Annotated in this window: 30 protein-coding genes and 1 pseudogene; 19 read left to right on the forward strand and 12 right to left on the reverse strand. The window is 38.0% G+C overall.

Going from position 1 to position 26,370, the window contains the following annotated elements; translation table 11 throughout:
- The first annotated feature begins 35 nt into the window (after positions 1-35).
- From AC3WJG_RS24200 to AC3WJG_RS24215, 4 genes are all read left to right on the forward strand, one after another.
- Positions 36-1,535: a coproporphyrinogen III oxidase gene (locus AC3WJG_RS24200; RefSeq protein WP_028410269.1), complete on the forward strand. Its 1,500-nt coding sequence runs from the start codon at positions 36-38 to the stop codon at positions 1,533-1,535.
- A 115-nt stretch (positions 1,536-1,650) separates the two neighbouring features.
- Positions 1,651-3,264 carry a long-chain fatty acid--CoA ligase gene (locus AC3WJG_RS24205; RefSeq protein WP_337134624.1) on the forward strand — a complete coding sequence of 538 codons (1,614 nt, stop codon included), beginning with the start codon at positions 1,651-1,653 and terminating at the stop codon, positions 3,262-3,264.
- Between the two features lie 5 nt (positions 3,265-3,269).
- Positions 3,270-4,073, forward strand: a complete 804-nt coding sequence (locus AC3WJG_RS24210; protein WP_028410271.1) for an enoyl-CoA hydratase — start codon at positions 3,270-3,272, stop codon at positions 4,071-4,073.
- Between the two features lie 112 nt (positions 4,074-4,185).
- Positions 4,186-4,458 carry an HU family DNA-binding protein gene (locus AC3WJG_RS24215; RefSeq protein ID WP_013055305.1) on the forward strand — a complete coding sequence of 91 codons (273 nt, stop codon included), beginning with the start codon at positions 4,186-4,188 and terminating at the stop codon, positions 4,456-4,458.
- A gap of 40 nt (positions 4,459-4,498) precedes the next feature.
- On the opposite strand, the gene AC3WJG_RS24220 is transcribed toward AC3WJG_RS24215, so the two are convergent.
- Complete coding sequence (locus AC3WJG_RS24220) at positions 4,499-4,684, reverse strand: YhzD family protein (RefSeq protein ID WP_025752944.1); 186 nt, start codon at positions 4,682-4,684, stop codon at positions 4,499-4,501.
- A 141-nt stretch (positions 4,685-4,825) separates the two neighbouring features.
- Here AC3WJG_RS24220 and AC3WJG_RS24225 point away from each other — a divergent pair, with 141 nt between their 5' ends.
- The 5 genes and pseudogenes from AC3WJG_RS24225 to AC3WJG_RS24245 all read left to right on the forward strand — a co-directional run bounded on the left by AC3WJG_RS24225 (position 4,826) and on the right by AC3WJG_RS24245 (position 8,656).
- On the forward strand, positions 4,826-5,725 hold the full coding sequence (locus AC3WJG_RS24225) for an ABC transporter ATP-binding protein (protein ID WP_029320779.1): 900 nt from the start codon (positions 4,826-4,828) through the stop codon (positions 5,723-5,725).
- Positions 5,718-6,971, forward strand: coding sequence for an ABC transporter permease (locus AC3WJG_RS24230; RefSeq protein ID WP_060745402.1), 1,254 nt, complete (start codon positions 5,718-5,720; stop codon positions 6,969-6,971). Before AC3WJG_RS24225 ends, AC3WJG_RS24230 begins: the two co-directional genes overlap by 8 nt.
- Positions 6,972-7,119: 148 nt before the next feature.
- Positions 7,120-7,335 (forward strand): annotated as a pseudogene (locus AC3WJG_RS24235) (hypothetical protein).
- Between the two features lie 131 nt (positions 7,336-7,466).
- Positions 7,467-8,408 carry a 3'-5' exoribonuclease YhaM gene (gene yhaM, locus AC3WJG_RS24240; RefSeq protein WP_013055309.1) on the forward strand — a complete coding sequence of 314 codons (942 nt, stop codon included), beginning with the start codon at positions 7,467-7,469 and terminating at the stop codon, positions 8,406-8,408.
- A 65-nt stretch (positions 8,409-8,473) separates the two neighbouring features.
- The gene (locus tag AC3WJG_RS24245; RefSeq protein ID WP_013055310.1) at positions 8,474-8,656 is read left to right on the forward strand and encodes a sporulation YhaL family protein; all 183 of its coding nucleotides are present in this window, start codon (positions 8,474-8,476) and stop codon (positions 8,654-8,656) included.
- Between the two features lie 42 nt (positions 8,657-8,698).
- Here AC3WJG_RS24245 and AC3WJG_RS24250 read toward each other — a convergent pair whose 3' ends face one another.
- Positions 8,699-9,622 carry a peptidylprolyl isomerase gene (locus AC3WJG_RS24250; protein WP_337134626.1) on the reverse strand — a complete coding sequence of 308 codons (924 nt, stop codon included), beginning with the start codon at positions 9,620-9,622 and terminating at the stop codon, positions 8,699-8,701.
- A gap of 307 nt (positions 9,623-9,929) precedes the next feature.
- Between AC3WJG_RS24250 and AC3WJG_RS24255 the strand changes: the two genes are divergently transcribed.
- Positions 9,930-10,019, forward strand: a complete 90-nt coding sequence (locus AC3WJG_RS24255) for a YjcZ family sporulation protein (protein ID WP_016762973.1) — start codon at positions 9,930-9,932, stop codon at positions 10,017-10,019.
- 36 nt (positions 10,020-10,055) lie between these two features.
- Positions 10,056-10,151, forward strand: a complete 96-nt coding sequence (locus AC3WJG_RS24260; RefSeq protein WP_016762974.1) for a YjcZ family sporulation protein — start codon at positions 10,056-10,058, stop codon at positions 10,149-10,151.
- 35 nt (positions 10,152-10,186) lie between these two features.
- Here AC3WJG_RS24260 and AC3WJG_RS24265 read toward each other — a convergent pair whose 3' ends face one another.
- Positions 10,187-10,366 carry a hypothetical protein gene (locus tag AC3WJG_RS24265; RefSeq protein WP_013055312.1) on the reverse strand — a complete coding sequence of 60 codons (180 nt, stop codon included), beginning with the start codon at positions 10,364-10,366 and terminating at the stop codon, positions 10,187-10,189.
- A 476-nt stretch (positions 10,367-10,842) separates the two neighbouring features.
- On the opposite strand from AC3WJG_RS24265, the gene AC3WJG_RS24270 reads away from it, so the two are divergent.
- A complete protein-coding gene (locus AC3WJG_RS24270; RefSeq protein ID WP_013081673.1) occupies positions 10,843-11,187 on the forward strand; it encodes a DUF1878 family protein in 345 nt (114 codons plus the stop codon).
- Positions 11,188-11,190: 3 nt separating this feature from the next.
- Here the strand turns inward: AC3WJG_RS24270 and AC3WJG_RS24275 are convergent, their stop codons facing one another.
- Entirely contained in the window at positions 11,191-11,787 is a 597-nt protein-coding gene (locus tag AC3WJG_RS24275) for an HTH-type transcriptional regulator Hpr (protein ID WP_014461677.1), read from the reverse strand.
- Positions 11,788-11,900: 113 nt separating this feature from the next.
- A complete protein-coding gene (locus AC3WJG_RS24280; protein WP_013055314.1) occupies positions 11,901-12,296 on the reverse strand; it encodes a YtxH domain-containing protein in 396 nt (131 codons plus the stop codon).
- A 118-nt stretch (positions 12,297-12,414) separates the two neighbouring features.
- Here AC3WJG_RS24280 and yhzF point away from each other — a divergent pair, with 118 nt between their 5' ends.
- Complete coding sequence (gene yhzF / locus AC3WJG_RS24285) at positions 12,415-12,588, forward strand: membrane protein YhzF (protein ID WP_472797451.1); 174 nt, start codon at positions 12,415-12,417, stop codon at positions 12,586-12,588.
- Between the two features lie 257 nt (positions 12,589-12,845).
- On the opposite strand, the gene AC3WJG_RS24290 is transcribed toward yhzF, so the two are convergent.
- Both AC3WJG_RS24290 and serC read right to left on the reverse strand, forming a co-directional pair.
- Positions 12,846-13,376, reverse strand: a complete 531-nt coding sequence (locus AC3WJG_RS24290) for a tryptophan transporter (RefSeq protein ID WP_025752938.1) — start codon at positions 13,374-13,376, stop codon at positions 12,846-12,848.
- 124 nt (positions 13,377-13,500) lie between these two features.
- Positions 13,501-14,598, reverse strand: a complete 1,098-nt coding sequence (serC, locus tag AC3WJG_RS24295) for a 3-phosphoserine/phosphohydroxythreonine transaminase (RefSeq protein WP_034276682.1) — start codon at positions 14,596-14,598, stop codon at positions 13,501-13,503.
- Between the two features lie 253 nt (positions 14,599-14,851).
- On the opposite strand from serC, the gene AC3WJG_RS24300 reads away from it, so the two are divergent.
- The 3 genes from AC3WJG_RS24300 to AC3WJG_RS24310 all read left to right on the forward strand — a co-directional run bounded on the left by AC3WJG_RS24300 (position 14,852) and on the right by AC3WJG_RS24310 (position 18,051).
- On the forward strand, positions 14,852-15,406 hold the full coding sequence (locus AC3WJG_RS24300) for a PadR family transcriptional regulator (RefSeq protein WP_025752934.1): 555 nt from the start codon (positions 14,852-14,854) through the stop codon (positions 15,404-15,406).
- A gap of 17 nt (positions 15,407-15,423) precedes the next feature.
- Positions 15,424-15,867 (forward strand): GNAT family N-acetyltransferase, encoded by a 444-nt coding sequence (locus tag AC3WJG_RS24305; RefSeq protein ID WP_028410277.1) that lies wholly within the window; start codon positions 15,424-15,426, stop codon positions 15,865-15,867.
- Positions 15,868-16,170: 303 nt separating this feature from the next.
- Positions 16,171-18,051 carry an acyltransferase family protein gene (locus AC3WJG_RS24310; protein ID WP_337134627.1) on the forward strand — a complete coding sequence of 627 codons (1,881 nt, stop codon included), beginning with the start codon at positions 16,171-16,173 and terminating at the stop codon, positions 18,049-18,051.
- Between the two features lie 102 nt (positions 18,052-18,153).
- On the opposite strand, the gene AC3WJG_RS24315 is transcribed toward AC3WJG_RS24310, so the two are convergent.
- Positions 18,154-18,588, reverse strand: a complete 435-nt coding sequence (locus AC3WJG_RS24315; RefSeq protein WP_221841230.1) for an HIT family protein — start codon at positions 18,586-18,588, stop codon at positions 18,154-18,156.
- A 691-nt stretch (positions 18,589-19,279) separates the two neighbouring features.
- Between AC3WJG_RS24315 and AC3WJG_RS24320 the strand changes: the two genes are divergently transcribed.
- Both AC3WJG_RS24320 and AC3WJG_RS24325 read left to right on the forward strand, forming a co-directional pair.
- Positions 19,280-20,023 (forward strand): ABC transporter ATP-binding protein, encoded by a 744-nt coding sequence (locus AC3WJG_RS24320; protein ID WP_013055321.1) that lies wholly within the window; start codon positions 19,280-19,282, stop codon positions 20,021-20,023.
- The gene (locus AC3WJG_RS24325) at positions 20,016-21,221 is read left to right on the forward strand and encodes an ABC transporter permease (protein ID WP_028410279.1); all 1,206 of its coding nucleotides are present in this window, start codon (positions 20,016-20,018) and stop codon (positions 21,219-21,221) included. Before AC3WJG_RS24320 ends, AC3WJG_RS24325 begins: the two co-directional genes overlap by 8 nt.
- Positions 21,222-21,258: 37 nt before the next feature.
- On the opposite strand, the gene AC3WJG_RS24330 is transcribed toward AC3WJG_RS24325, so the two are convergent.
- A complete protein-coding gene (locus AC3WJG_RS24330) occupies positions 21,259-21,978 on the reverse strand; it encodes an EcsC family protein (protein ID WP_028410280.1) in 720 nt (239 codons plus the stop codon).
- 113 nt (positions 21,979-22,091) lie between these two features.
- A complete protein-coding gene (locus tag AC3WJG_RS24335) occupies positions 22,092-23,300 on the reverse strand; it encodes a M20 family metallopeptidase (RefSeq protein WP_337134629.1) in 1,209 nt (402 codons plus the stop codon).
- A gap of 224 nt (positions 23,301-23,524) precedes the next feature.
- Here AC3WJG_RS24335 and AC3WJG_RS24340 point away from each other — a divergent pair, with 224 nt between their 5' ends.
- Entirely contained in the window at positions 23,525-24,190 is a 666-nt protein-coding gene (locus AC3WJG_RS24340) for a phosphatase PAP2 family protein (RefSeq protein ID WP_097825009.1), read from the forward strand.
- A 47-nt stretch (positions 24,191-24,237) separates the two neighbouring features.
- On the opposite strand, the gene AC3WJG_RS24345 is transcribed toward AC3WJG_RS24340, so the two are convergent.
- Together AC3WJG_RS24345 and AC3WJG_RS24350 are read right to left on the reverse strand one after the other, a co-directional pair.
- Complete coding sequence (locus AC3WJG_RS24345; protein WP_221841229.1) at positions 24,238-25,626, reverse strand: hypothetical protein; 1,389 nt, start codon at positions 25,624-25,626, stop codon at positions 24,238-24,240.
- An 83-nt stretch (positions 25,627-25,709) separates the two neighbouring features.
- Positions 25,710-26,216: an antibiotic biosynthesis monooxygenase family protein gene (locus tag AC3WJG_RS24350; protein ID WP_025751398.1), complete on the reverse strand. Its 507-nt coding sequence runs from the start codon at positions 26,214-26,216 to the stop codon at positions 25,710-25,712.
- Positions 26,217-26,370: the final 154 nt, after the last annotated feature.

Below are 26,370 nucleotides of genomic sequence, written 5' to 3' on the forward strand. Positions count from 1 at the left end.
TTACTTAGATAGAATTGATTTGAAAGGTGATTATATTGAACATTTATATAAAAGGTATAGAAGATGAGCGTTTTTTACGTCCGCTTCACCGAATTTCAGATTTGTTTTTTGAAGAAAGCAATGTCTCCTTTGAGGATGATAACGAAGCTCAGCTGAAGGTCGAAGTAGAGCTAAAAGTTCATGAAGAAATTTATGCGAAAGCAGTGCTGCATGACGCTGAAACGGACAAGGTGTTTACAGAAGAGCTTTCTAAATCGTTTATGCCGTATGAAACAGAAAAAGAAGAATTTAAGCAAATAAAAAATGTGGTGCTTCGCGTCTACTTATCTGTACTACAGGAGTATACAAGCATTGTTCAAAAATGGGGTATTTTGACCGGTATACGTCCGACGAAGCTGCTTCATATGAAACTGCAGTCAGGCAAAAGTAAAGAACAAGCGCATCGTGAGCTAAAGGAAGAATATTTAATTACCGATGACAAAATTAATTTAATGCAGCATATTGTAGATCGTCAACTAGCAGCTATTCCCGATTTACATGAGTTAAAGAATGAAGTCAGCATTTATATAGGCATTCCGTTTTGTCCGACGAAGTGTGCATACTGTACATTCCCAGCCTATGCGATTAACGGACGTCAAGGATCCGTTACGTCATTTTTAGGCGGCTTGCATTATGAAATGCGTGAAGTAGGAAAATGGCTAAAAGACAATAACGTCAAGATTACAACCGTCTATTATGGTGGAGGCACACCAACGAGCATTACCGCTGAAGAAATGGACATGCTGTATGAAGAGATGTATGAATCGTTCCCGGATGTACAAAATATCCGTGAAATTACGGTAGAAGCAGGAAGACCCGATACGATTACGGAAGAAAAGCTAGCTGTTTTGAACAAATGGAATATTGACCGGATTAGTGTAAATCCGCAGTCTTATATTCAAGAAACCTTAAAAGCTATTGGACGTCATCATACAGTTGAAGAAACTATTGATAAATTTCATCTTTCTCGAAAAATGGGGATGAATAACATTAACATGGACTTAATTATTGGGCTTCCAAATGAAGGTGTAGAAGAATTTCAGCATACGCTAGACGAATCTAAAAAATTGCTTCCTGAATCTTTAACTGTTCATACGCTATCGTTTAAACGCGCGTCTGAAATGACTCAAAATAAACGGAAATACAAAGTGGCAGATCGCTATGAAATTGGTAAAATGATGGATTTAGCAACTGAGTGGACTCAAGAACAAGGGTATGAACCTTATTATTTATATCGCCAAAAAAATATTTTAGGTAATTTAGAGAACGTTGGATATTCATTCCCTGGTCAAGAGAGCCTGTACAATATTATGATCATGGAAGAAAAGCAGACGATTATTGGTCTTGGATGCGGGGCATCTAGTAAGTTCGTGCATCCAGAAACAGGCATTATTACAAGGTTTGCGAATCCAAAAGACCCAAAATCGTATAACGATGGATTCGAGCACTACACACAAGAGAAACTCAAGATTTTAGATGAATTATTTATGAAATAAAAAGGTCACTTTTTAGTGATCTTTTTTTATTTCCGGCAGGGAAATGTCGGAATCTGTTGAATATATAAAAAAGTTGTAAGCGTTTTCTTATTATGACGATTCGAGGTGCCGCTTAATGATGAATGTACAGTTAACCGTACCATCTATGATGGAAAGAGCTGAAAAGCTGTTTAGTAAAAAAGAAGTGATTTCTAAATCTTCAAAAGGAATTCAGCGTTTAACTTATAATCAGTTAATAAAACGGACTCGGCAGCTCTCTAGTATGCTAGAACAAATTGGAGTGAAGCGAGGAGAAAGAGTCGGGACGTTTGCATGGAATCATCATAGACATCTAGAAGCTTATTTTGCCGTGCCCGGAATAGGCGCTGTTCTTCACACCATCAATATCCGGTTAGATCCTGAGCAAATTGTATACATCATTAACCATGCACGCGATAAAGTCATTTTATTTGATGAATGTTTTTTACCTTTATTTGAAAGCATTCATCAAAAGCTTCCACATGTTGAAGCCTATATCATTATGTCAGATGAAGATGAGCTGCCAGAAACAGACTTCCCAGTTTATCATTACGAAAATTGGATTAAGCAAGGAGATGCATCGCATTCTTTTGTTCAAGATTTAAACGAAGAAGAACCAGCAGGTCTTTGTTATACCTCTGCTACTACAGGAGAGCCAAAGGGCGTTGTATATTCTCATCGCGCTATTTATCTGCACTGTATGGCGCTAGGGCTTGCTGATAGTGCTGGATTATCAGAAGCTGATACCGCTATGCCTATTGTTCCAATGTTTCACGTAAACGCATGGGGAATTCCTTTTGCTGCCGTTTGGTTTGGAACAAAGCTCGTGCTGCCGGGTGCTTTTTGTACTTCAGAGACGATTGCTTCTCTGATTGAACAAGAGAAAGTAACTCTTGCTGCAGCTGTGCCTACCGTTTGGTTAAATTTTTTACAAGAGTTAGAAGAAAAACCTTACGCAGTTGATAGTTTGCGAGCTATTTTATGCGGTGGATCAGCGGCTCCAAAAAGCGTCATTCGAGAATTTCAGGAAAAATATCAAATTGAATTTATGCATGCATACGGAATGACGGAAACAAGCCCTGTGGTGACCGTCTCCCGCTTAAAAAGCTATCAGTACAGTGAAGACTTTGAGTATCAGCTCAACGTAAAAGCAAAGCAAGGTTTCTTAGTTCCTGGGGTTGAAATGAAAGTAATAGGTCAAAATGGAGAAGTTGCTTGGGATGGAGTGGAAATGGGTGAGCTATTACTAAAGGGCCCATGGGTAGCTTCTGAATATTACAAGGATAAAAGAACAGAAGATACGTTTAAAGACGGCTGGCTGTATACCGGAGATATTGTAACGGTTGACGAAGAGGGAACCATCAAAATCGTAGACCGAACAAAAGATTTAATTAAAAGCGGAGGAGAATGGATTTCATCGGTTGATCTAGAAAACGCGCTTATTGCCCATGAAGCTGTTTTTGAAGCCTGTGTCATAGCAGTCCCTCATAAGGTGTGGCAAGAGCGTCCAGTGGCTTGTGTCGTGTTAAAAGATGCATACAAAGGCATCGTTTCATCAGAAGAGCTGCTCGGATTTTTAGCGCCGCAGTTTGCAAAATGGTGGCTTCCAGATGACATTTTATTTATGAATGCAATTCCAAAGACAACGGTAGGAAAATTTTTAAAACGTACGCTTCGTGAACAAGTCCTCAATCATTATCAGAAAGGGTGAGTAAGATGACCGTCGAATTAAAAGTAGTAGAACTAGTTTTGCAAGAGCGTATCGCCACAATTTCGTTTAACAGGCCGGATGCGTTAAATGCATTAAACGAAGAAGTGCTAGAGCAGTTTATTCAATGTTTAAAAGTTGTCGAAGAAAGCGAAGCGGACTTTTTAGTAGTAAAAGGAAACGGAAAAGTATTTTCAGCAGGCGGAGATATTAATATGATGATGTCACCTTCACAATCAGAACGTTTTGAGCAGGTGATGGATTTGATTAATGAAGCCGTTCTGACTTTATACAGCCTTCCTCAAATGACGATAAGTGTACTGCACGGTGCGGCAGCAGGGCTAGGGCTCAGCATTGCGCTTGCTTCTGATTATATTATTGCAGAAAGACACACAAAAATTGCGATGAACTTTATCGGTATTGCTCTGATTCCAGACGGAGGCGGTCACTTTTTACTAGAAAAGCGCATCGGTGCTCATCGTGCAAAACAGCTAATTTGGGCAGGAAAGACATTAAAAGCAGAGGAAGCTCATCAATTTGGCATAATTGATGAAATAAAAGAAGGAGATTTGGCGAAGCATGTAGAAGATTATCTCTCATATTGGCTAAAAAAACCTTCACGTGCTTTGAAGGAAACAAAGCGAATTTATGTGGAGACATCTCTTTCACAATTAAAGCAAGTGCTTGCGCTTGAGAAAAGAAGTCAGTTTGCTATGAGCCGAAGTTCGGATCATAAGGAAGGTGTACGTGCGTTTCTGGAAAAGCGAGCGCCTGTTTTTAATCAAAGTGAAAAAGATATTTCCGAAAATTAAGTGAACTAGTTTAAAAGCCAATATTTTTGTCTATCATATTGATAGAGCATGTTTAAAAGTTGCAAAACAGTGGTAACACAAGATAATGTAGAAACTAATGAGGTGATTGGAAATGAACAAAACAGATTTAGTAAACGCAGTGGCAACAAAATCAGAGTTAACAAAAGCAGATGCATCTAAAGCAGTTGATGCATTACTAGAAACAATTTCATCAACGCTAGGTGAAGGTGAAAAAATTCAGTTAATCGGCTTCGGTACATTTGAAGTACGCGAGCGTGCTGCTCGTACAGGCCGTAACCCTCAAACGGGTGAAGAAATGCAAATTCCAGCATCAAAAGTACCGGCATTTAAAGCTGGTAAAGAACTAAAAGAAGCTGTAAAGTAATATAAAACGCCGGAAAGCTAAAACTTTCCGGCGTTTTGTATTAACGATGAAACAATACAAGTTTTCCGCTAGAGCTAACGCATCGATGCGTTTTTTCTAAATAGGAAAGCTCTTCTAACTTCTTGGTGCCGACAGTCTTTGCTTCTGTATCAGAAGCTGCTTCGAAACTTTCATCTATTAATTTTTCTCCAGTCTTTTCAAAAGCGGTTAATGTGTAAGTACTCATAAAATCTACTCTCCTCTTATAGTATAATTGTAAGCGTATTCAACATATTTCTCGTCCTATTCCCTTAAATCCTGCTAAGGTTTACAGATATCATTTTTTTCCATACAATAAACATAGGTTTATTTACAAAGGAGGAATTAAATGTCTCTTTCTATCCGTGAAGTTTCAAAAAGGTACGGTGAATTTACAGCTGTAAACGAGCTATCCCTGCAAATTCCAAAAGGCGAAGTGTTTGGTTTTTTAGGTGCAAACGGTGCTGGCAAAACGACGACGTTTCGAATGATTTTAGGGCTCATTGAACCAACCTCAGGTCACATCCAGTGGAATGATAAATCTTTAACTTACAGTAGAAGTCATCTAGTTGGCTACCTTCCAGAAGAAAGGGGACTGTATCCAAAATTAAAAGTCAAAGATCAGCTTGTGTACCTTGGACGGCTGCGCGGAATGAAAAAAGCGAACGTGCTGCAAGAAATGGAGCACTGGTTATCTCGATTTAATATTCCTCAATATGCTTCCAAAAAAGTAGAAGAGCTATCCAAAGGAAATCAGCAAAAAATTCAATTTATTGCCTCCGTTATTCATCGGCCCGAGCTGCTTATTTTAGACGAACCTTTTAGCGGCTTGGATCCTGTAAACGTAGAGGTATTAAAAGAAGCGGTGCTTGATTTGAAAAAGCGCGGAACGACGATTGTTTTTTCAAGTCATCGAATGGAACATGTGGAAGAACTTTGTGAATATTTATGTATTATGCATCATGGAACGCCTGTAGTGTATGGAAGGCTCCCGGAGATCAAACGTTCATTTGGAAAGAAAAACGTTATTGTACACGGAAAAGGTCCATTTGAGAGAATTACAGAGCTTGAAGGCGTTGTAAAGGTGAAAAAAACGGTTGAAGGCATGATTGTTCAAATTCAACATGAATCCGTATCACAACTCATTTTTCAAGAACTTAAACACTTTTCATTTGTATCTAAATTTGCAGTGGAAGAGCCTTCATTAAATGATATTTTCATTGAAAAGGTAGGTGCTTCCTATGAATAAATTTTGGGTCATTGTCTTTCATACATATCTTAATAAATTAAAAACGAAGTCTTTTATTATTACGACGATTATTACTGCTCTTATTCTAGTTGCTCTTACAAATATGGAGAAAATTATCGACGTTTTTAATTCAGACGATAATGGAACAAATGTGGGTGTCATCTATGAAGTGGAAAGCGTATATACATTGTTCAAACAAAATGTAAATGTCATGGATAAAGACATTCATTTAAAAGAATTTACGTCTGAGTCTAAGGCAAAACAAGCGGTAAAAAACGGGGAGCTCGATAGCTATTTACTCTTATCTTTAAACGATAAGCAGCTGCCTCAAGCTGTGTACAAAGCTAATTCTTTGGCCGAATCAAATCTTTCTTCTACCTTAGAACAGGCGGTACAGCAAACAAAAGTGGCTATGGCTACAGTAAAAATCGGTTTAGAAGAAAAGCAAATTGATCAGCTTTACAGCCCTGTTTCATTTAAAAAGAAAGCGTTAGTTGAAAATGCCAAAACAGAACAAGAGCTAAATCAAGCAAGAGGTCTTGTATATGTACTGCTGTTTGTTATTTATTTTGCCGTTATCATGTATGGGAGCATGATTGCGATGGAAGTAGCTACTGAAAAATCATCCCGCGTTATGGAGATCCTTGTATCGAGCGTATCACCTATTACACAAATGTTTGCTAAAATCATTGGAATTGCACTGCTCAGCTTAACACAGCTTGCAGTGATACTGAGCGTGGGCTACACATCGTTAAAAGCCAGTGTGGAAACAAATCATAACGGTATCTTTTCTTATCTCGGATTTAATGATGTTCCGCTGACTACATTCGTGTATGCATTTGTCTTCTTCATATTGGGGTACTTCCTTTTTGCTACGCTCGCGGCTTTTTTAGGTTCTCTTGTGAGCCGTATTGAAGATGTACAGCAAATGATTACGCCTATGACCCTTGTGATTGTGGCTGCTTTTTTAATTGCTATGTTTGGACTTGGTGATCCTGAAACCACAATCATTACGGTCACATCTTTTATCCCATTTTTTGCTCCGATGATTATGTTTTTGCGTGTAGGTATGTTAAATGTTCCTGTGTGGGAAGTGAGTGTATCGATAGGGATTTTAGTTGTGACGATTACGGCTTTAGCTATATTTGGTGCCCGTGTGTATAAAGGAGGAGTCCTTATGTATGGGCAATCTACCTCTTTTAAAGATATTAAAAAGGCGCTGCAGCTAACGAAAAAAGAAACATAAAGAAGTGAGAGGCTGAGATAAAAGTAGTTTAGTTGAAGGAAGATCCGAACGAACAACCTAGATTCTTGAGGGAGAATCCAACTCGTTCGGATTTTTTTGTTGCTATAGTGACCATAGTTTTCATATATGTGGCTGCTTCTAGCTGTGAATTGGAGAGCAAGACGAAGACTCCTGAGGGAAAAGCGGAAAATAGGTGAGACCCCCGCAGGAACGGAGGAGACGAGGAGGCTCAGCGCCCTCACGCAGAAAACGAAGTCTTGCACGGAAATCAACAGCGGTGTCTCGAGCAGTTCAGCTCCTTTATCCAATTTGTTCGTCTTTAGATTGCATTGATTTTGTTATGTCGCAATCTCATCTTGTATGAAAAAGCGTCTACCCGTGCATTCGGTGCCAAGCGATGGTAAAATGAAATGTAAAGAGCTGTAAATAAGCGGACGAAGCGATAAGAGCTTCGTTATCAAATACATAGAATGAAGTGGTAAGGAGGAAAAGATCATGACAAAAGGAATTGCTCAATACGAAGTAGGAGAGCAAGTTGATCTTTATTTTTTAATTAAATCCTCAACGAGAGGAATTGCAAGCAATGGAAAGCCATTTTTAACGGTAATCCTGCAAGATAAAACAGGTGATATTGAAGCCAAGCTGTGGGATGCTTCCCCAGATGACGAGGAAAATTATGCTGCTCAAAAGATTGTGCGAGCTGCTGGAGAAGTAATGAATTACCGCGGACGCAACCAGCTGAAAATACGCAACATTCGGCCTGCACAGCCCCAAGACGGAGTGCGCACATCTGACTTTTTAGAAGTGGCGCCTTTATCTCAAGAAGAAATGGTCGAACATATTACAAAGAGTATATTTGAAATGAAAAATTCGAATGTCCAGCGCATCACTCGCCATTTGTTTAAAAAATATCAAACGGAATTTCTAGAATATCCGGCAGCAACTAAAAATCACCATGAGTTTGTATCGGGACTTGCCTATCATGTGGTGTCTATGCTGAAGCTGGCTGAGTCATTTTCAACCCTTTATCCAAGCTTAAACCGCGACTTGCTGTACGCTGGAGTTATTCTTCATGACCTTGGCAAAGTATTTGAACTTTCAGGTCCTGTTTCGACGATATATACAGTCGAAGGGAACCTGCTTGGCCATATTTCGATTATGGTGAATGAAATTGGAAAAGCGGCAGAAGAATTAGCGATTGAAGGAGAAGAGGTTATGCTTCTTCAGCACCTTGTGTTATCGCATCACGGTAAGGAAGAGTGGGGAAGTCCGAAAAAGCCGTTAATTAAAGAGGCTGAGATGCTTCATTTGATTGACAATGTAGACGCTAAAATGAATATGCTGGACCGCGCATTAACAAAAGTGAAGCCCGGTGAGTTTACAGAGCGTATTTTTGCACTTGATAATCGCTCATTTTATAAACCAACGATTGATTAAAAAGGTATAAGTCTTTCTTCCTTCGCATATAGTGGTTGTAAATAACTGTGATGGGGGATCAATATATGGTGACACTACCAATTTGGATTTATTTAGTTGTAGCAGGCATTTTCTTTAGTGGATTTATGGCGATTCGTGCTGCACAACATGATAAGCAAGTGGATGATTCGTTTATTGAAAAAGAGGGACAAGTCTTCATCGAAAGAATGCAAGTGGAAAAAGAAAGACGCAACAGCGATTCCATCTGATTATATAAAAGAGCCTGTCACATGAGTGACAGGCTCTTAGCATTACTGCTGAGGAGTTTCTACGCCAGATTGACTATCTGTCGCACCTTCTTCGAAAATTGGTTTTACATCCTTATCTTTTGGTTTCACTTTTGCTTTATCAAGCTCTTTTTGAATCTTCTTATTGGCTTCTGCTTGATCTACTTTTGAACGTTTGATTTGCTGCTCAAGTTCAGGTTTCTTTTTCTCAAACGATTCTACTTTCTTTTTATCGACTAGTTTAATGATATGGTAGCCGTACTCTGTTTTGATTGGTTTACTTACTTCACCTTTTTTCAGCTTGTAAGCCGCTTCTTCAAATTCTTTAACCATTTGGCCTTCACCGAAGTAGCCTAAATCGCCGCCGTTAGCTGCAGACTGCTGATCCGTTGAATATTCTTTTGCTAGACTAGCAAAGTCCTCGCCTTTTTTGATTTTCGCTTCTACTTCGTTTGCTGTCTTTTCGTCTTTTACTAAAATATGGCTTGCGCGAATTTGAGGTTTTTGAGTTTTATATTCATCATAAGCTTTTTTCAGCTCTTTGTCCGATACCTTAATGCCTGCTGTAGCAGCTTTTTCACGGAGAATATCGACTTTTAGCATATCTTTGACTTCTTTTTCGCCTTTTTGCTTAATAACTGAATCCACCTGATCACCGTATTGTTCTCTTAGAATGTTCAGCTGCTGATCAAGCTCTTTATCCGTTACTTTATATTTTTTACTCAATACTTTTTCTTCGGTAACGCTTCGTACGAGTGTATTAAATTGGTCTTGTCCGATTGTATCTTTCATTTGCTTATACAAATCACCTTGAGTGATATTGCCTGCTTTTGTTTCTACAATTACTTTTGAAGAATCGTTTGCATTTGAAGCATCATTTCCCCCACTGCATGCTGATAAAGCAACGAGGCTGGCTGCCGTTGTTAGTGCAACTAAGCTTTTTTTCATACGTAAACACTCCTACTCATCATTTTTACTTATGTAGCTTGACTCAAGATTTACTATATCACATTTCCTGATGTTAGCAAATGAAGTTAAAACCACGTAAATTTACATTTATTTTCCACTAAGCATGAAGTGATTATACGCTTATGATGGCTTTTTTATAAAGCGTTTTCAAAACGGCAGATAAACTCACAGAGTAATTTCCAAACGAGAAGCAAGAGAAATAAATTATGGAGTTTGGGCTAAAAGCCTAGACGTTTTTTGAGCTGATGCATAAGATGCAGTATTAGTAAACAAAGGGGGTGCTCAAATGAGCGGAGGCGGATATGGAGGCGGTTTTGCACTATTAGTTGTACTGTTTATCTTATTAGTCATTGTTGGTTGTGCATGTTACCACTAGGAAACAGATGAATATAAAAGGAAAGGGGCGATAGATATGGGTTCTTACGGATGCGGATACGGCAGTGGATTTGCGCTATTAGTCGTATTATTCATCTTATTAGTTATCATCGGAGCTAGCTGTTTTTGCTAAGCCTATAAAAAAGCGGTGAGACATCTCACCGTTTTTTATGTAAATGATACTTCAATATAAGATGAAACTAATAAAATGGTAATTAATACATTAATCGTACGAAAAACTTTAGGCTGTTTTTCAGCTGGAATTTCTTTTTGAATACACAATGTATTTGTTAGTGCATTGATGTAGAATAAAATGAATAGTGCAAATACAATAAAGAATATGTACATAAAAATCCCCCTAACAAAATCAGTGTGACGAAGACAAAAAGTCTTATAGTCATTTATATAGTACAGCTTTGTATGAATTTACAAATATCTATATTAACATTACCAAAAAAGCGGTAAAATAGATAGTTATATATACAGTTGAGCAAAGAATTTCAAAAGGTATTTACACAGAAATGCGGTTTTTATTTTATAAAGGGTAGTTAAGAAGTTGAGAAATAGGTTTTAAACGAAATAGCAAAGTGAATGGATAAGAAATGAGTAACAATTACCCATTGTGCAAAAGGATTGTTAAAAAGGACAGAGGGATTTATATTAATATATGCAGTGAGTACATAATCAGTATATGAAAATCTTTATACGGTGCTACTTAAACAGGAAATGTGAATGACGCAGAAAGAATTATTTGGAAGAACATGAATGAATCATGTACAATATGGAGTAGAGGTATATGAACGTTGAAGGAGTAGGGGAAGCGGATGGAAACTTTAGAATCTCGAGTATCACGTTTAGAATATTACATAAAACTGTTATCTGGGACATCTGAACAAGAAGCTAAACCATTTATTGATTTAGTGGTAAGAAATCAGCTTACAAAGAAGGAAGTAGAGGAAATTTTAATTCTGTGTGAAGATACAAAAAACGAATATATTGAGCAAAAAGCGGAAGGTCTAACAGACTTTGTTCCGCTTCTTACACAATTTGTTGGCATGCTGAATTATAAATTAACTCCCAGAGAGACGGTCGAATCGCTTCGTTATCAACCTTCTTATCAAGATGTGATGAATGAATTTTTTGAAATTATTCAATGGATAAGGGACTAACCATTAAGAGTTTGAAATAGTCTCCTGGTGGTTCTCTTTGTCTTTCTTGACGAGCTTGCCATCTTCTTCAGTGAATTCTTCTTCGATATGATGGAAAGATCGCTCGAAGATATCCATAAAATCTTCACCGTAAATTTTGCGGATGACGGTCATCAGTTCCATAAATTCAGGGAATTTGCCGTACAAGTCGCGCAACGGAAGTGCGCCGCTGAACACTGAATTATTAGAAGGTTCGTAATGTTCCATTAAATCTAATAAAATGGCCTCGCCTTTATCTGTCAGCTGAATGTACGTATTTCGCTTGTCGCTTTCTTTTTTAGAAAACTCAAGTAAACCTCGTTCTTCTAGTTTTTTGGAGAAGTTAAATGCAGTAGAAACGTGCATAACTCCAAACTTGGCAATTTCGGAAATGGAAGCCCCGTTTAAATGATATGAAATCCATAAAATATGATGCTCGTTAATATTAAGGTCATAAGGCTTAATCCATTGCTGCCAATCCTTCTCTACGGTTTTCCAAAGGGCTTTACTTAATTGGGCAATGCGTTGGCTAAATAGAAGTGCTTCTTTCAAACTGTAATCTTGATCACTAGTCTTTTTCATCTTCTCCCACCTACTTAGTCTCTTTTTTTATTTATCTTCTATTATGCCAATAAAATAAAAAATTATAAAGATGTAAATTTACAAAATTTTAAAAAATTAAAAAAGAAGGCGTTTCAACCTTCTTTTTTGTCAATTTTTTCATTGGGATTTTTAGTTGTCTGTACATGTTCCTCAAGGTTTGACAAAGAATTTTGGATTTCTTTCAAATGATGCTGAAGGGATTCCTTATGAGGGACAATTTCTTCTTTAAACTGACCAAGGGTAGTAGAAAGGTCACTTGCGATATTTTTCACTATAGTATTTCCTTCTCTGGCGGTCATTTGTACTTGTTGAGAAACAGCTTTTATTTTTGTTGAGAGCTCTTGTTGTGAAGCGTTAACTCGGTCTTTTCGAGAGCTGACACGCTGTTTAAGTTCTCGTCCTGAATATGGAGTAACAAGAAGCGTTGTAATAGCGGCTACGGTGCTTCCGATTGCTGCTCCAGCTGCTAGTTTTTTCATTCTGCTCATTATTTATTTCCTCCTATGTAGTAAAGTAATTGCTAACACTTCCTTCTGACATAATCATAAAAAAATAGCATAGATTTATACAAAAGAAGGAGGTTATCAACATGGGGTAGCTTTATTCATTCTTTTGATAATTAGCCTGAGTTTTTTTCTGGCTGCCTTTAAATGGTTTAGCCTTACGACTAGAACGGCATCATATCCACCTAAACATGTGCTGAAACAAAAGTCTCTTACATGTGCGACAGTGGCTTTTGCGAGTTTTTTATTGGCGCTTATACTTTATTATGTAACCTAGGATGGAGAACTTAAACCTTTATTACATAGTAAGTCTTCATACCTATTGTATGAGCTGCAAATGAAATTTAAGTGAAAAGCATTCTGTACCATTTCTTTTTAAACAAAAAGTTAAGAGTCGAACTGTAGATTGTTTCTAAAAGATCAGCAACATACTATAAATGAACCGTTTTATCTAAAGGTCCGCCACGCTTTGGTGGGCCTTAGCTTTTGGTGTAAAAAAAGAGCCTGATTCTCAATTAAATCAGGCTCTTGACGTTACGATAATTTTGCTTTGATGCTTGTGCGTTTTAGAACGGATTGAACAATTGGGTAAATAACGACCATAACGATTGTATTCACTACTGTTGCAGGTAATACAACCGCAGCAACAAGCGCCATGACGCTGTTTCCGCCCGGTAAGCCGACGATTAGTGCGGCAGCAGACAAAAATACGGTTCCTGATACGAGCGTGCCAACAGCTGTTAAAGCAGCGGCAACTGGTGTTTTAATGCCTGTTGCTTTTTTCACAAGCATAAATAATGCAAAGAAAACAAATGCTGTAATTGGTTTATCAATCAAGTTTGCAATTTGTCCGCCAGGAAAGCTTGTTGTTAAAGCAGAAATAACCGCTGTGGTTAAGCTAACCAATGCAACATTTTTTATGCTAGGAAACAACAGGATTGCTAAAAACATCATTGTTAACATCATATCTGGCTTCATTCCAAATAAAATAGGAGGTACCACCGTGTGGAGAACCGCTCCAATTCCGACTAATAACGCTAAAGAAACTAAAACCTTTGTATTCATTTCTCATCTCTCCTCTTCTAAGCTAAGCTCGAAATATACCAATAGTGCGTCTATGCCCATTGCATATATTTACATACTGATTGTAACATATTTATGTGAAAAAAGGATCAGTTAATTCTGCCAATTATGCGTTTGCCTGTGCAAATTCATCCATAAAGGCGGCAAGAGCTTCACACGCTTCAAGCGGTACAGCATTGTAAATAGAAGCGCGGCATCCGCCGATTGAACGGTGTCCAGCTAATCCTACGAAGCCTTTTTCTTTTGCTTGCTGTAAAAACGCAGCCGTTAACTCATCGGTTGGTAAAGTAAACGTTACGTTCATAATTGATCGGCTTTCCTCTGTAGCGTGAGGGGTATAGAAACCATTTGAACGTTCCATGCTTGTGTAGAGTAACTTAGCTTTTTTATGATTTTGGGCTTCAATTGCTTTAACGCCACCTTGTTCTTTAATCCAATCTAAAACAAGTGAAAGCATGTAAATGCCGAACGTTGGAGGTGTGTTGTAAAGAGAGTTGCTCTTTACGTGTGTCTCATAATTCAGCATTGTTGGTAAACCTTCAGGAATACGTTTAAGCAATTCTTTCTTCAAAATGACAACCGTGACACCAGATGGTCCGAGGTTTTTCTGAGCACCAGCATAAATGAGTGAGAACTTAGATACATCAATTTGACGGCAAAGAATGTCACTTGACATGTCGGCAATTAAGTCTACTCCTTCGATAGAAGGATAGTCAGCCCATTGTGTACCAAAAATGGTATTGTTGGACGTGATATGCAAGTACCCAATTTCTTCTTTTGGAAGCTTTATATCATCTAAAGCTGGAATAGAGCGGTAGTTCTCTTCTTTAGTAGAAGCAACAACTGCTGTTTTTCCAAGTTTCTTTGCTTCTTTTAATGCTTTTTCCGACCATGATCCGGTTAGTACATATGCACCGACTTGATCCGGAGATAAAAAGTTCATTGGAATCATAGAGAATTGCAGGCTTGCTCCGCCCTGCAAGAATAAAATTTCATGTGTATCTGGAATGTTAAGCAATTCCGTGAGTGTTTCTTTAGCATGTGTTAATACATCTTCAAACTCTTTGCTGCGGTGTGATAATTCCATCACAGACATACCTGTATTTTTAAAATTAACTAGCTCCTCTTGAGCAAGTTGTAAGACAGGTAGGGGAAGCGCAGACGGACCTGCATTAAAATTATAAGCTCTGTTTAACGTAATCACATTAATTCCTCCTCAAATTAGTTCGAACACTCATCATACAAAATGGCTAATGACTGATGTCAGAAAGAATATCATTATACTATCATGAAAACCATTGATTGTGGAGGTAACTTTTCAAAAATTTAAATTAATCTGTAAAGAGAAAATAATAGAAAAAAGATAAATAAAAAGTATACGCAAACATGTTTTGGCAAACATGTAAATGAAATGTTTATATGCTATACTGATGGAAGAAATAATGTGGAGGAACAGAATGAGAGTGTTAAAATATGCCATATTAGGGCTCTTAGATCAGAAGGAGCTCAGCGGGTATGACATTACCAGACTTTTTAAAGAAGAGGTCGGTAATTTTTGGAGTGCTAAGCACAGCCAGATTTATCCTGAGTTAAAGCGATTAACAGAAGAGGGATTTATTCGCTATGAAACCGTGATTCAAGGCAAGAAATTAGAAAAAAAGATGTATTCGATAACGGAAGAAGGAAGAGCGGAGTTAAGCAAGTGGCTCACTACGATTGATCCTATTCCTGAAACAACTAAAGATGAATTTATGTTAAAAGCTTATTTTGCTTCATCCATGTCAATAGAAGAGTTAAAGCAGCAAATAGATAATCAGCTATCAAGCAGGAAAGTGAAGCTAACTTTTTTAAAGAAACGAATGGATGACCTTTTGGAACAAGTTAATCATCACATTACCGTTTCGTCTCCTCAATTTGGTCATTATTTGGTGCTATCTCGCGCTCAAGACCGGGAGACAAGCTATATCAATTGGCTTGAACGTACGCTGAATTTAATTGAAAAAGAACAATAAGAAAAGGTGAGCGGATCATGACTTGGTGCATAAAATCATTTCAAGAGCTGACAAACGATGAGCTTTATGAAATTCTACAGGTTCGCACCGCTATTTTTGTTGTCGAACAGAAGTGTGCTTACTTAGAAGTAGATGGAAAAGACAAACTTGCTTATCACTTGTTCAAAAAAGAGAATGAGAAAATTATCGCATACCTTAGAGTTTTACCAAAAGGAATTAGCTATCAGGAAGCTTCTCTGGGGCGCATTATTGTAGAACAAGCACAGCGCGGTACAGGTCTTGGAAGAGAACTAGTAGCAAGAGGAATTGATTTTTTAGAAAATGAGTTGCACGAGAAGACAATTAAAATTCAAGCTCAAAGCAGACTTCAAACATTTTATGAATCGTTTGGTTTTAGACCTGTTTCCGATATTTATTCAGATGAAGGGCTTCCTCACCTAGATATGCTAAAGACACCTTAGAAACTTCACCAATTGTGTGAAGTTTTTCTATTTCTCAAACGGGTAAGGTGAAAGAAAGATGTTAGGCTTTAGTACTGCGCAGATAGAATCGATATGACTACTACTAAATTAGTAATTTATGAATAAGATAGATAATGAATTTGTTTCTTTTTACTTATTCTTTGATTTTAAGTAAGTGATATATTGAAGAAAGTAATAATATTGTATATAATGATTTTTGTAACAAAAATGTAACAATTACGTAATATTATTAATATTTATTGAGGAAGAAATTTGTTGTACATATTGCTTGGAGGCATTTTTATGAGTGCAAAGGAAAAGAAAAATAGGTATATATATAGTTTGGATGGACTTCGAGCTTTCGCTGTTATGTCTGTCATTGCCTATCACTTAGGATTTGGATGGGCATCTGGAGGATTTCTAGGAGTTGACGTTTTCTTTGTATTATCAGGGTATTTAATTACCTCGATTTTACTCGTGCAATCTTGGGAAAATCCTTTGAAAAATTTGAAGCATTTTTGGATCAGCCGAACGAGAAGACTTCTTCCAGCTGTGTATGTGATGGTAGTATTAACTGCAGCTTGGGTTATTTTATTTAACCGGCCATTGTTAACAACGCTACGAGGCGATGCATTATCGTCTATTTTTTATATGAGTAACTGGTGGTTTATTTTTCATAAAGTTTCATATTTTGATAGTTTTGGGTCACCGTCACCATTAAAAAACTTATGGTCACTGGCTATTGAAGAGCAGTTTTATATTGTGTGGCCACTTGTTTTATTGTTGGGTTTAAAATTTATCAAAAAGAGAGGAATTCTTTCTCTATTCATTTTAGCTGGAGTAATGGCCTCAGCTATTCTAATGTCTTTTTTATATGAGCCAGGAGGAGATCCTAGCCGTATTTATTATGGAACTGACACTCGGCTGTTTGCCCTTTTAATCGGCTGTTTACTTGCATTTGCCTGGCCGATGTATCGTTTATCATCAAAAAATCTTCCAGCCGTAGGCAAGCAAGTATTAAACGCGGTAAGTATGGTGAGTTTCTTTGTATTTATTCTCTGCGTATGGAGCGTTGATGAGTATACTCATGCATCTTTTCTTTATCAAGGTGGAATGCTGCTGATTTGTTTAAACGCTGCTGTACTGGTTGCAACGATTAGTCATCCTAGTAGTTTTTTAGGAAAAGCTCTGTCGTTTAAGCCGCTTCGCTGGCTTGGTACTAGATCATACGGCATCTATTTGTGGCATTATCCGGTTATTGTTCTTACAACACCTGTATCCGAGATTGGCCGCCCGGTCTATTGGCATGCGCTGCTACAAGTAGGCCTTACATTTATCATTGCTGAACTTTCTTACCGTTACATCGAAGTGCCTATCCGCACACGCGGCTTTCGCTATTATTTCCGGCACTACCATCCGAGAGAGCTTTTTAAATGGCGTAATCTCTCTCGTTCGAGACAAGCGGTTTTGGGCAGTCTCATTTTCTTTTTGGCGCTGTTTACAGCGGATATGACAAGCTTTGCTATTAGTACGCAGCAAAAGGATGAAACGACAGCGAAAGAGACAGAGGTTAAAATTCAAACGAATCATAAAGAAAATGCTTCAACTTCTGTCAAAGACAAGAACAAAGCGGAGAACGCGGAAAAGAGTTCCGGGGAAGAAAAATCTGATACCAAAGAAAAACAGCAGCCGAATTCTTACAGAGATGTTCTTGCGATTGGAGACTCGGTCATGCTGGATATTGCTCCTAATCTTAAAGAGATGCCGCTTAGTATTACGATCGACGGAAAAGTAGGAAGGCAGCTCAATGAAGCACTGCAGCTAACTCCTAGCTATCAAGCATTTAATAATCCGAACAGCGCAGTGATTATTGAGTTAGGAACAAACGGCTACTTTACAAATGAAGAACTTGAACAACTGGTAAAAGCTTTTTCACACGCGGACGTTTACTTAGTGAATACGCGCGTTCCTCGTTCGTGGGAAAGCACCGTGAACAAGAACTTGAAAGCTGCTTCTGAAAAGTTTGATCACGTCACGCTCGTAGATTGGTACTCAGAGGCTTCTAAGCACCCTGAATACTTTACATCAGATGGTGTCCACTTGGTACCTGAAGGATCAAGAGCATTAACAAAATTGATTGAAGAACGTATGAATTTAGAAGTTAAGGCGGAAAGTCGTTCATAATAAGTGAAAAGCCACACGATGTTTTATATCACAAACTGATTAAACATGTGTTAAATGAATAGATAAAACAAAAAAAGCTTACATGTGTAAGCTTTTTTTGTTTCAAGAAAGGCGAGAAGAAATATTGCCAGCGATTTCTTGAAGTTTTTCAGGCGTGTATTCGCTTGTATGCTCTTTCCATACAGCACCGAATCCATCGCCTTCCCCATAGCGAGGAATAATGTGCATATGATAATGAAACACGGATTGACCAGCTTTTTCACCATTATTATTTAAGATGTTTAAGCCGATTGGGCTGTATGTTTCTTTAATTGCATTTGCGATTTGAGGAACCACTTTAAACAAATTGCGCGCAATTTCCGGCGTTAGTTCGTAAATGTCTTTTTTATGTACTTTTGGAATCACCAGCGTATGCCCTTTTGTTACTTGACTAATGTCTAAAAAAGCTAATACATGTTCATTTTCAAATACTTTTGCACCTGGGATTTCACCGCGAATAATTTTGCAAAAAATACAGTTTTCATCATGTGTGCTCATTATATTCACCTTCCGTTACCAATATAAATGTATGGGTATACATGTACGTTTATTTTACCACAAAGTAGAAATGCAATCAGCAGACAAAAAATAGCTGCTGGCATTTTATACACAAAAACGGGATGCAAACGATTATGCATCCCGTCATGTGAAGAAGGAAAAAATAGCTTTTAATGCAGCATATGATCTTTAAGGAACACCTCATTTACGTAATTGCATTGCCTAATGACACAGTAACTTGAAAAAGTATATTCTCTTTAACAAACACCTCATTTAAGCATTGAGCTAAAAAAATATACAATGTGAACGAAATCGTTCTTGGTCTTTGACAAACACCTCATTTACACAGTAATAAATGAACATTATTGTCTACCCATTATATATATTCTTACTACGTTCATGACTACCATCCCCTTATGAATCAAACATACATCGATTTACAATAAGGTTTTCTGAAATATGCCTGCTGTAGACACCTCATCCCAAATGTAAGAAGCTTTGTAATGATTAGTTGTAATCAATAACTTGTTTTCCTTCTTCCCTATATAGAATGTCCGGATATTTTGATTATATTCTGGAAAAATTAACCGAAAAAAATTGAAAACGATGTGAGGAAGAAAAAGATTTGGTACAATAGAGCAAATAGCGCTTGCGCTTGGAGACAAAAAAGAACAAATAAAAGGAGATCGTGATGGGTTCTTTATTGCAAATTAATAATATTACAGGGGGATATACAAAAACTCCCGTCTTAAAAGATGTATCGTTTGATGTAAATGCAGGTGAATTAGTTGGATTAATTGGCTTAAACGGAGCCGGCAAAAGTACAACGATTAAACATATCATTGGATTAATGGAAGCAAAAAAAGGAAGTGTATCCATTAATAATAAAACCTTTCAACAAGACCCAACAGGTTATCGAAGTCAGTTTACATTTATTCCAGAAACTCCTGTGCTATACGATGAACTAACATTAAAAGAACATTTAGATATGACAGCTATGGCTTATGGACTTGAGCCTCAAACATATGAAGCCCGTCTGCAGCCGCTTTTAAAAGAATTTCGTTTAGACCGGAAGTTAAAATGGTTCCCTGCGCATTTTTCAAAAGGAATGAAGCAGAAGGTTATGATTATGTGCGCTTTTTTGGTTCAGCCATCTCTTTATATTATTGATGAACCTTTTTTAGGGTTAGACCCGCTTGGTATTCAATCTTTACTTGATTTGATGACGGATATGAAAAAGCAAGGTGCAGGCATTTTAATGTCCACACACATTTTGGCGACCGCGGAACGCTACTGCGATAAATTTGTTATTTTACATAACGGAGAAGTAAGAGCGCAAGGAACGCTTAAAGACCTTCAAGAAGAATTTCAAATGCGCAATGCTACTCTTGATGAAATTTATATTGAATTAACAAAGGAAGAAGGCTATGAGTAAGATTGATGCATTATGGAAGCAACGATTTCAGCAGTATTTAGTGGATATAAGAAGATATACAAAATATATCTTAAATGACCACATTAAATTAGTGTTAATTTTTGCGATTGGCGGTTTGGCCTACTATTATCAACAGTGGTTGAGTACATTAACACCGGCGTTTCCTTCGGCTGTAGTGATTGCGATACTTATGGGATTGATTTTAACCATGGGTCAAATTCAAACGTTTTTAAAACGACCTGATTTAGTCTTTTTACTTCCTTTGGAGACGAAGCTGCAGCCTTATTTTAAAAAATCTTTTTGGTTTACCTTTACGATTCAGCTTTATATTTTATTATTTGCAACTGGTGCAGCAGCACCTCTTCAGGTAAAGGTAATGCATGATTCTTACTCAAATGTTTTTGTGTTTTTTCTGCTATTACTCATCTTGAAAGTTGTAAACTTAGGCATGTCTTGGTGGGCCGTATGGTTTGAAGAAAAGTGGGCGAAGTGGACGGATTATATCGTCAGGTTTTTCTTGAATGCAGTTTTTACGTATTTCTTATTTTCGCATGCATACGCATTCTTTACAGGAATCGTAGCGGTAATTATGATTGCGCTAGCCATTTATTATCGGTCGCTTACAAAAAGAAAGCCGATTAAATGGGAAAAGCTAATTGACTTAGAAGAAAAGCGCATGGGCTATTTTTATCGATTAGCTAATTTATTTACGGATGTTCCTCAGGTAAAAGAGCGAATTAAACGCCGTAGATATTTAGATTGGCTAGTAGCACGTATTCCATTTCGTCAAAGTGCCACTTACCATTACTTGTACACCAGAACATTTTTGCGATCAGGAGATTATTTAAGCTTGCTCGTTCGCTTAACTGTCATTGGCGGATTTTTAATTGTAGCTGCGCCGTTTCAATACGGCAATATAGTGGTTGTTTTATTTGTTGTGTACATGACGGGTTTTCAATTGCTCCCGCTTTGGAAGCAGCACAAACAGATTTTATGGCTTTCTCTTTATCCAGTTGAAGCTAAAGAACGGAAAAAGGCATTTCTGGACGTATGGAAAAAAGCGCTGTATGTACAAATTCTTGTGCTCGCCATAGCGGTGGCTTTTTCTAATCTAGTTGCTGCACTGCTTTCCGTGGCAGCAGGTGCTATATTTATTCACTTATTTATAAATGCATATGTAAATAAAAAATTAACGTAAAAAAAAGCTCCGAATGGAGCTTTTTTACGTTTTTAGACTATTTTTGTGACGAAGATAATATCCGAAAGCGATAGACGTTCATCGCTACTTTTGTAAGATGATCAAGAAGCTGATAATTAGCATACGCACCTACAACAGCTCCAATTCCCGGCATCAGCTGAAACATTTTCACAACATCAATGTAGTCGCGGTATTCTTGTTGAAAAGCTTTCCAATCAAGCTCAAGAAGTTCCTCTTTCTTTTCCTCCCAGTTTTCTACTACTTCGAGCAGCTTCGTTCTATGGTCATCGCTGCAAAAAGCAAGATGAAAAATATACAGCATATAAATGCGCTCTTCTTTTTCTTTTACATCAAAACCATACGTAGCGGCAATGTCAAATAAGCACTTCATTTTTATGGAAAGAAGAAGCGGGAAATCTGCTGCACCTAAAAGGAGACCGCCTGCACCAGTACCAGCTCCTTCTACAGCAGCAGTTTTTTTGTACTTAGGTATGAGCTCCAAAATTTTTTTCTCTTTTTCTTCAAACGAAAGACCGCTGACATCTCTTTTTTTAGTAGTGAAATCGGATCCAACAAGCGTGGTTTCAACCATTTTTTTTATGCTTTCAGTCATAATCTTATGGACTTTAGCAGGGATTTTTTCATTTATTTTAAGCTGTAAAGATTTTGCGGTCCGTTGAAATTTAGAAGGTCGTTTCAACATGCTGAATTTCCAATGTTCAGCTTCTTGTAACACTTTTTCTTCATACGTATTCAAAAAAATCACCTCATTTCAGTCGATATAAATACTACGTTTTAAGTGAGGAAAAGGTTCCTGAAATAAAACAACAAGCACTCGTCTGCTTATCCGTACGAATGCTTGCTGAATGATTAATTCGCTTTTATTACGTTTTTAGAAGGAGCTTGTTCTCTTAAATACTCAACAGCAGCCGTACCAAGCGTTTTAGCTGCGATAAGCATTGCTTTTTCGTTAAAATCAAATTTAGGATGATGATGAGGATACGGAGCATCTACACCTTCTGGCTGAGCTCCTGTAAAAAAGAAAGTTCCTTTAATATGCTGCAAATAATAAGAGAAATCTTCCCCAGTCATGTGAGGCTCCGTTTCTTCGACTGTATGAACTTCATCGATTTGAGAAGCAGCAGAAGCAAGAAAGGCCGTTTCTTCCGGGTGGTTGACGACGGAAGGATAGCCGCGCGTATAACTCAGTTCATAAGAAGCGTCAGCTGTTAAGCATGTACCTTGGACAATTCGTTCGATTTCTTTTTCGACGTCATTTCGTACATCTTCATTAAATGTTCTTACCGTTCCAATTAGTCGAGCAGAATCAGCAATAATATTAAATGCATTTTCTGCTACAAAAGAACCTATGCTCACAACCGCTGAATCAATTGGGTTTACACGTCTGCTTACAATTTGCTGTAAATTAACAACAAGCTGAGAGGCGATGACGATTGAATCTTTTGTTTTGTGAGGCTGTGCACCGTGGCCGCCTGCTCCTTTGATCGTAATTTCAAAGCGATCAGCAGCAGCCATAATAGGGCCCGTTCGATATTGAACCACACCAGTCGGAGTTAATGACCACAAATGCGTTCCGAATATCGCGTCTACACCGTCTAAGCATCCGTCTTCAATCATGGACTTAGCGCCTCCGGGAGCGTACTCTTCAGCGTGCTGATGAATGAAGACGATTTTACCGGGGAGAGAATCTTTTATTTCAAAAAGCGCTTTAGCAAGGACTAAAAGAGTAGCCGTATGACCATCGTGACCACACGCATGCAACACACCCGGAACAGTTGATTGATATGGTACATCTTTTTCATCTTGAATAGGAAGGGCATCAAAGTCGGCTCTCAAAGCTACAGTAGGACCAGGTTTTCCTCCTTGAATGCTTGCTACAATGCCGTTTCCTCCTACATTTGCTCGGTAAGAAATACCGATTTTATCATAAAAAGATCGAATGTAGGCAGCGGTTTGAAATTCTTTAAAAGACGGTTCTGGATACTGATGCAGATATCGGCGGACTTGAACCATTTCATCAAATTTTTCTTCAAGTAAAGTATGTAGCTTGGAATTCACGTGACCATATCCTTTCTGTATAGGTTGAATAAAGTTTTGAATTTTTTGACATTTTAATCATTATATCATTATCCATAAAAAAGAAAAGAATGTAAGCGTTGTTATTGAAAAAAGTAATTGAATCATGAAATATTTTATATACATAATAGATACATAAGATGAGGAATAGGGATAAAGAATGAGTTTTTTACCAATTTTCTCATGAGATAATAGGAGGTAACGATATGGTAGATTCACAAACTGTATCTCTGTACAAAAAATTGATGTGGGTGTTTGGGGGGGCAGGTCTCGTTTTTTTAGGCGTGTTGTTTGTTGTGTCGACAGATTCTTTTCAAGGAGACCACTGGCTTGTTTCAGCTATAGATGACAGCACTGTTCTTCAGTCAGCGTCATCTGTTTTTCATGGCTTGTCTTTTTTAGCTTCAAAAGTGATGATTATGGTTCTTTTAGCTGTACTTCTCGTTTTTTTATTTTTTAAAAAGGACTATATCGGTATGATATCGGCATTTTTATTTATTTTAAGCGGTGATATTATTAATAAAGCAGTTAAAGATGCGGTAGAACGAGGGCGTCCTCTTGAAGGCATCGAAGGCTACAGTTTTCCAAGCGGCCATGCGATGATGGGAATTCTTATTTATGGTCTGATTATCTTTTTTCTCACAAAGCATATGAACAGTCAAAAGGTAGCCAAGCGGTATCAGCTTGCAATTACTTTAATTGTTTTATTAATAGGTGTGAGCCGTATTCTATTAAGAGAACATTTTTTAACAGATGTCTTAGCTGGCTACAGCTTAGGGCTTATGTGGCTTATTGTAGGCATTTTCTTCTATACGCTTGTTTATGCGTATGTAAAGCCTTCAGCGGAAAAAGAGTTTCCAAAAGGCATGTAAAAAATATATACATATAGCCCCCTTCATAAAAAGAAGGGGGCTTTTGTTTAAACTAAGAACATCGCGACAATTGTTGTAACGACTAATCCAATCGCTACAGGTTTTAAATTACGTCTGGCGAGTTCAAACGGACTGACTCCGCAAATCGCCGCAGCTGGAATCAATGCCCATGGAATCAACGTGCCTCCTCCAACCCAAATCGCAGCAATTTGCCCTAAAGCAGTTAGGGTGGCAGCGCCCGATCCTAAAGCAGATGCAAATAAATGAGAGACAGAGCCTACAAGTGAAATGCCTGAAAAGCCTGAACCGTCTAATCCGGTAATAGCTCCTAGAGCAGTTATCGTTACAGTGGCGACCTGTGCGGTTAACGGCACAGTGGAAGCAAGCGCAACGCCTAGGTCATTTACAAGTCCATGTGATCCTTTCGGAAGAAAGTCACCGATGATTGTTGTGAATCCAGCATCTCCTAAATAGAAAAAAGCTGCAATGGGAATAACGGGACCGAATACTTTAAAACCAAACTGCAAGCCTTCAATCAAGTAGGAAGTTGTTTGTTCGAGACCTTTTCCTTTGTGAGCAATAAGTGAAACCACCACTAAAATAAATAGAGCTGTGCCACCAACGAGAGCAGTTGCATCTCCTCCCTGTAAATGAAGGGCGAACATTGCCCATACGTCTATAGCAAAGAAAAGGGGAACTATAATGGCTAAAGCCCGGCGTACTGAAGAAGAAAGAGGTGTGGATTGGACAGAAGAACTGCTTGTTAACATTTTCGGTTGAGCGTGAATTCTATTGTGCTTCATATCTTGTTTTAAAAAGTAAAAAGCAGAGAGTGTCGTAACAACTCCCATCACGATGACCAGAGGGACACTTGCTTGAACCACCTCGTGAACTGGAAGACCTGCTGCGTCAGCTGTTATCTTAGGAGCAGCTTGAATAACAAAGTCTCCTGAAAGCGCAACGCCGTGGCCGAATAAATTCATCGCTACAGCTACGCCTATAGCTGGAAGCCCTACGCGGATGGCCACTGGTAAAAGCACGGCTCCAAGTAAAGCAACGGCTGGAGAAGGCCAGAAAAAATAGGAGATGGTCATCATAACTAATCCAATAACCCAATAGGCAAGAGCAGGCGTTTTAATGAGGCGAGCAAAAGGTGAAATCATCGATTCATTTATTCCTGTAGCCATTAAGACTTTACTCATGGATACAATAATTGAAATAATTAAAATGGTAGGAAGCAGTTCTGTAATGGCATAAATGAAGCTGGAAAAAACAGCGCTGACGGAGTGGCTTAACGAAGAGGTAGCCGTTAAGGAAAGCAAAAAAATCCCGAGTATACAAAGGATACTCGTATCTCGCCGCATAATCATAAAACCGATAATGAAGGCGATAAAAAGGACATACATCCAATGAAGAGCTCCAAGCTCTATGCCCATAAAAATTCCTCCCAATAGGTGATATAGTATACAATATGACGTTTGTGCCTATTGTGATACTCGCCTACTAGGAGGATGTTTACTTATTTAACTACGTGGTATGAGGTCACATAAGAAGGGCGAGAGAAAATCGATGGCTGCTGATCCACGCCTTCTGACGTACCGCGTTTTTTGTGTGCTTCATTATAGGCTTTTGAAGACTGCCAATCGCTAAATGAACTTTCATCTTTCCATCCTGTAAAGATAATGTATGTGTCGTTTTGCAGTGGACGAAGCACACGAATAGCTGAGAAGCCTTCTTCATTTTCAATTAAACGAGCTCGTTGGCTAAATCGCTGTTCAAATAAAGGACGGCCTTCATCTGTAACTGAAATATTATTTAGTACAGCAAATCCGCTATCTGCAAGATCTCCAGAAGCATCTAATACCTCATAAGCATGTCCTTCTTTAAAAATTGTATCTCCATCTGTTTCGTGAACTAGTGCAAATTGATCGTCATCTTTGTGAAGCAGTAACAAACGTTCACTCGGATGTTCGTCGATCAACTTCTGAAGGTAAGGGCCTGTTCCGTAAGTAATAAAGATCTTCATGGACTATACTTCCTTTCTAATTGGGAATTGCATACAATTTACAATTGTAAATCATACTAAAATTATAAAATTTTACACACAAAAATTCAAAAATTGTGAACTTCTAATGAAGATGGTAAAGTAAAACATTGATGAAGTTGTTTTCCATATTATC

Source organism: Priestia sp. FW507-14D1A, assembly GCF_058781295.1.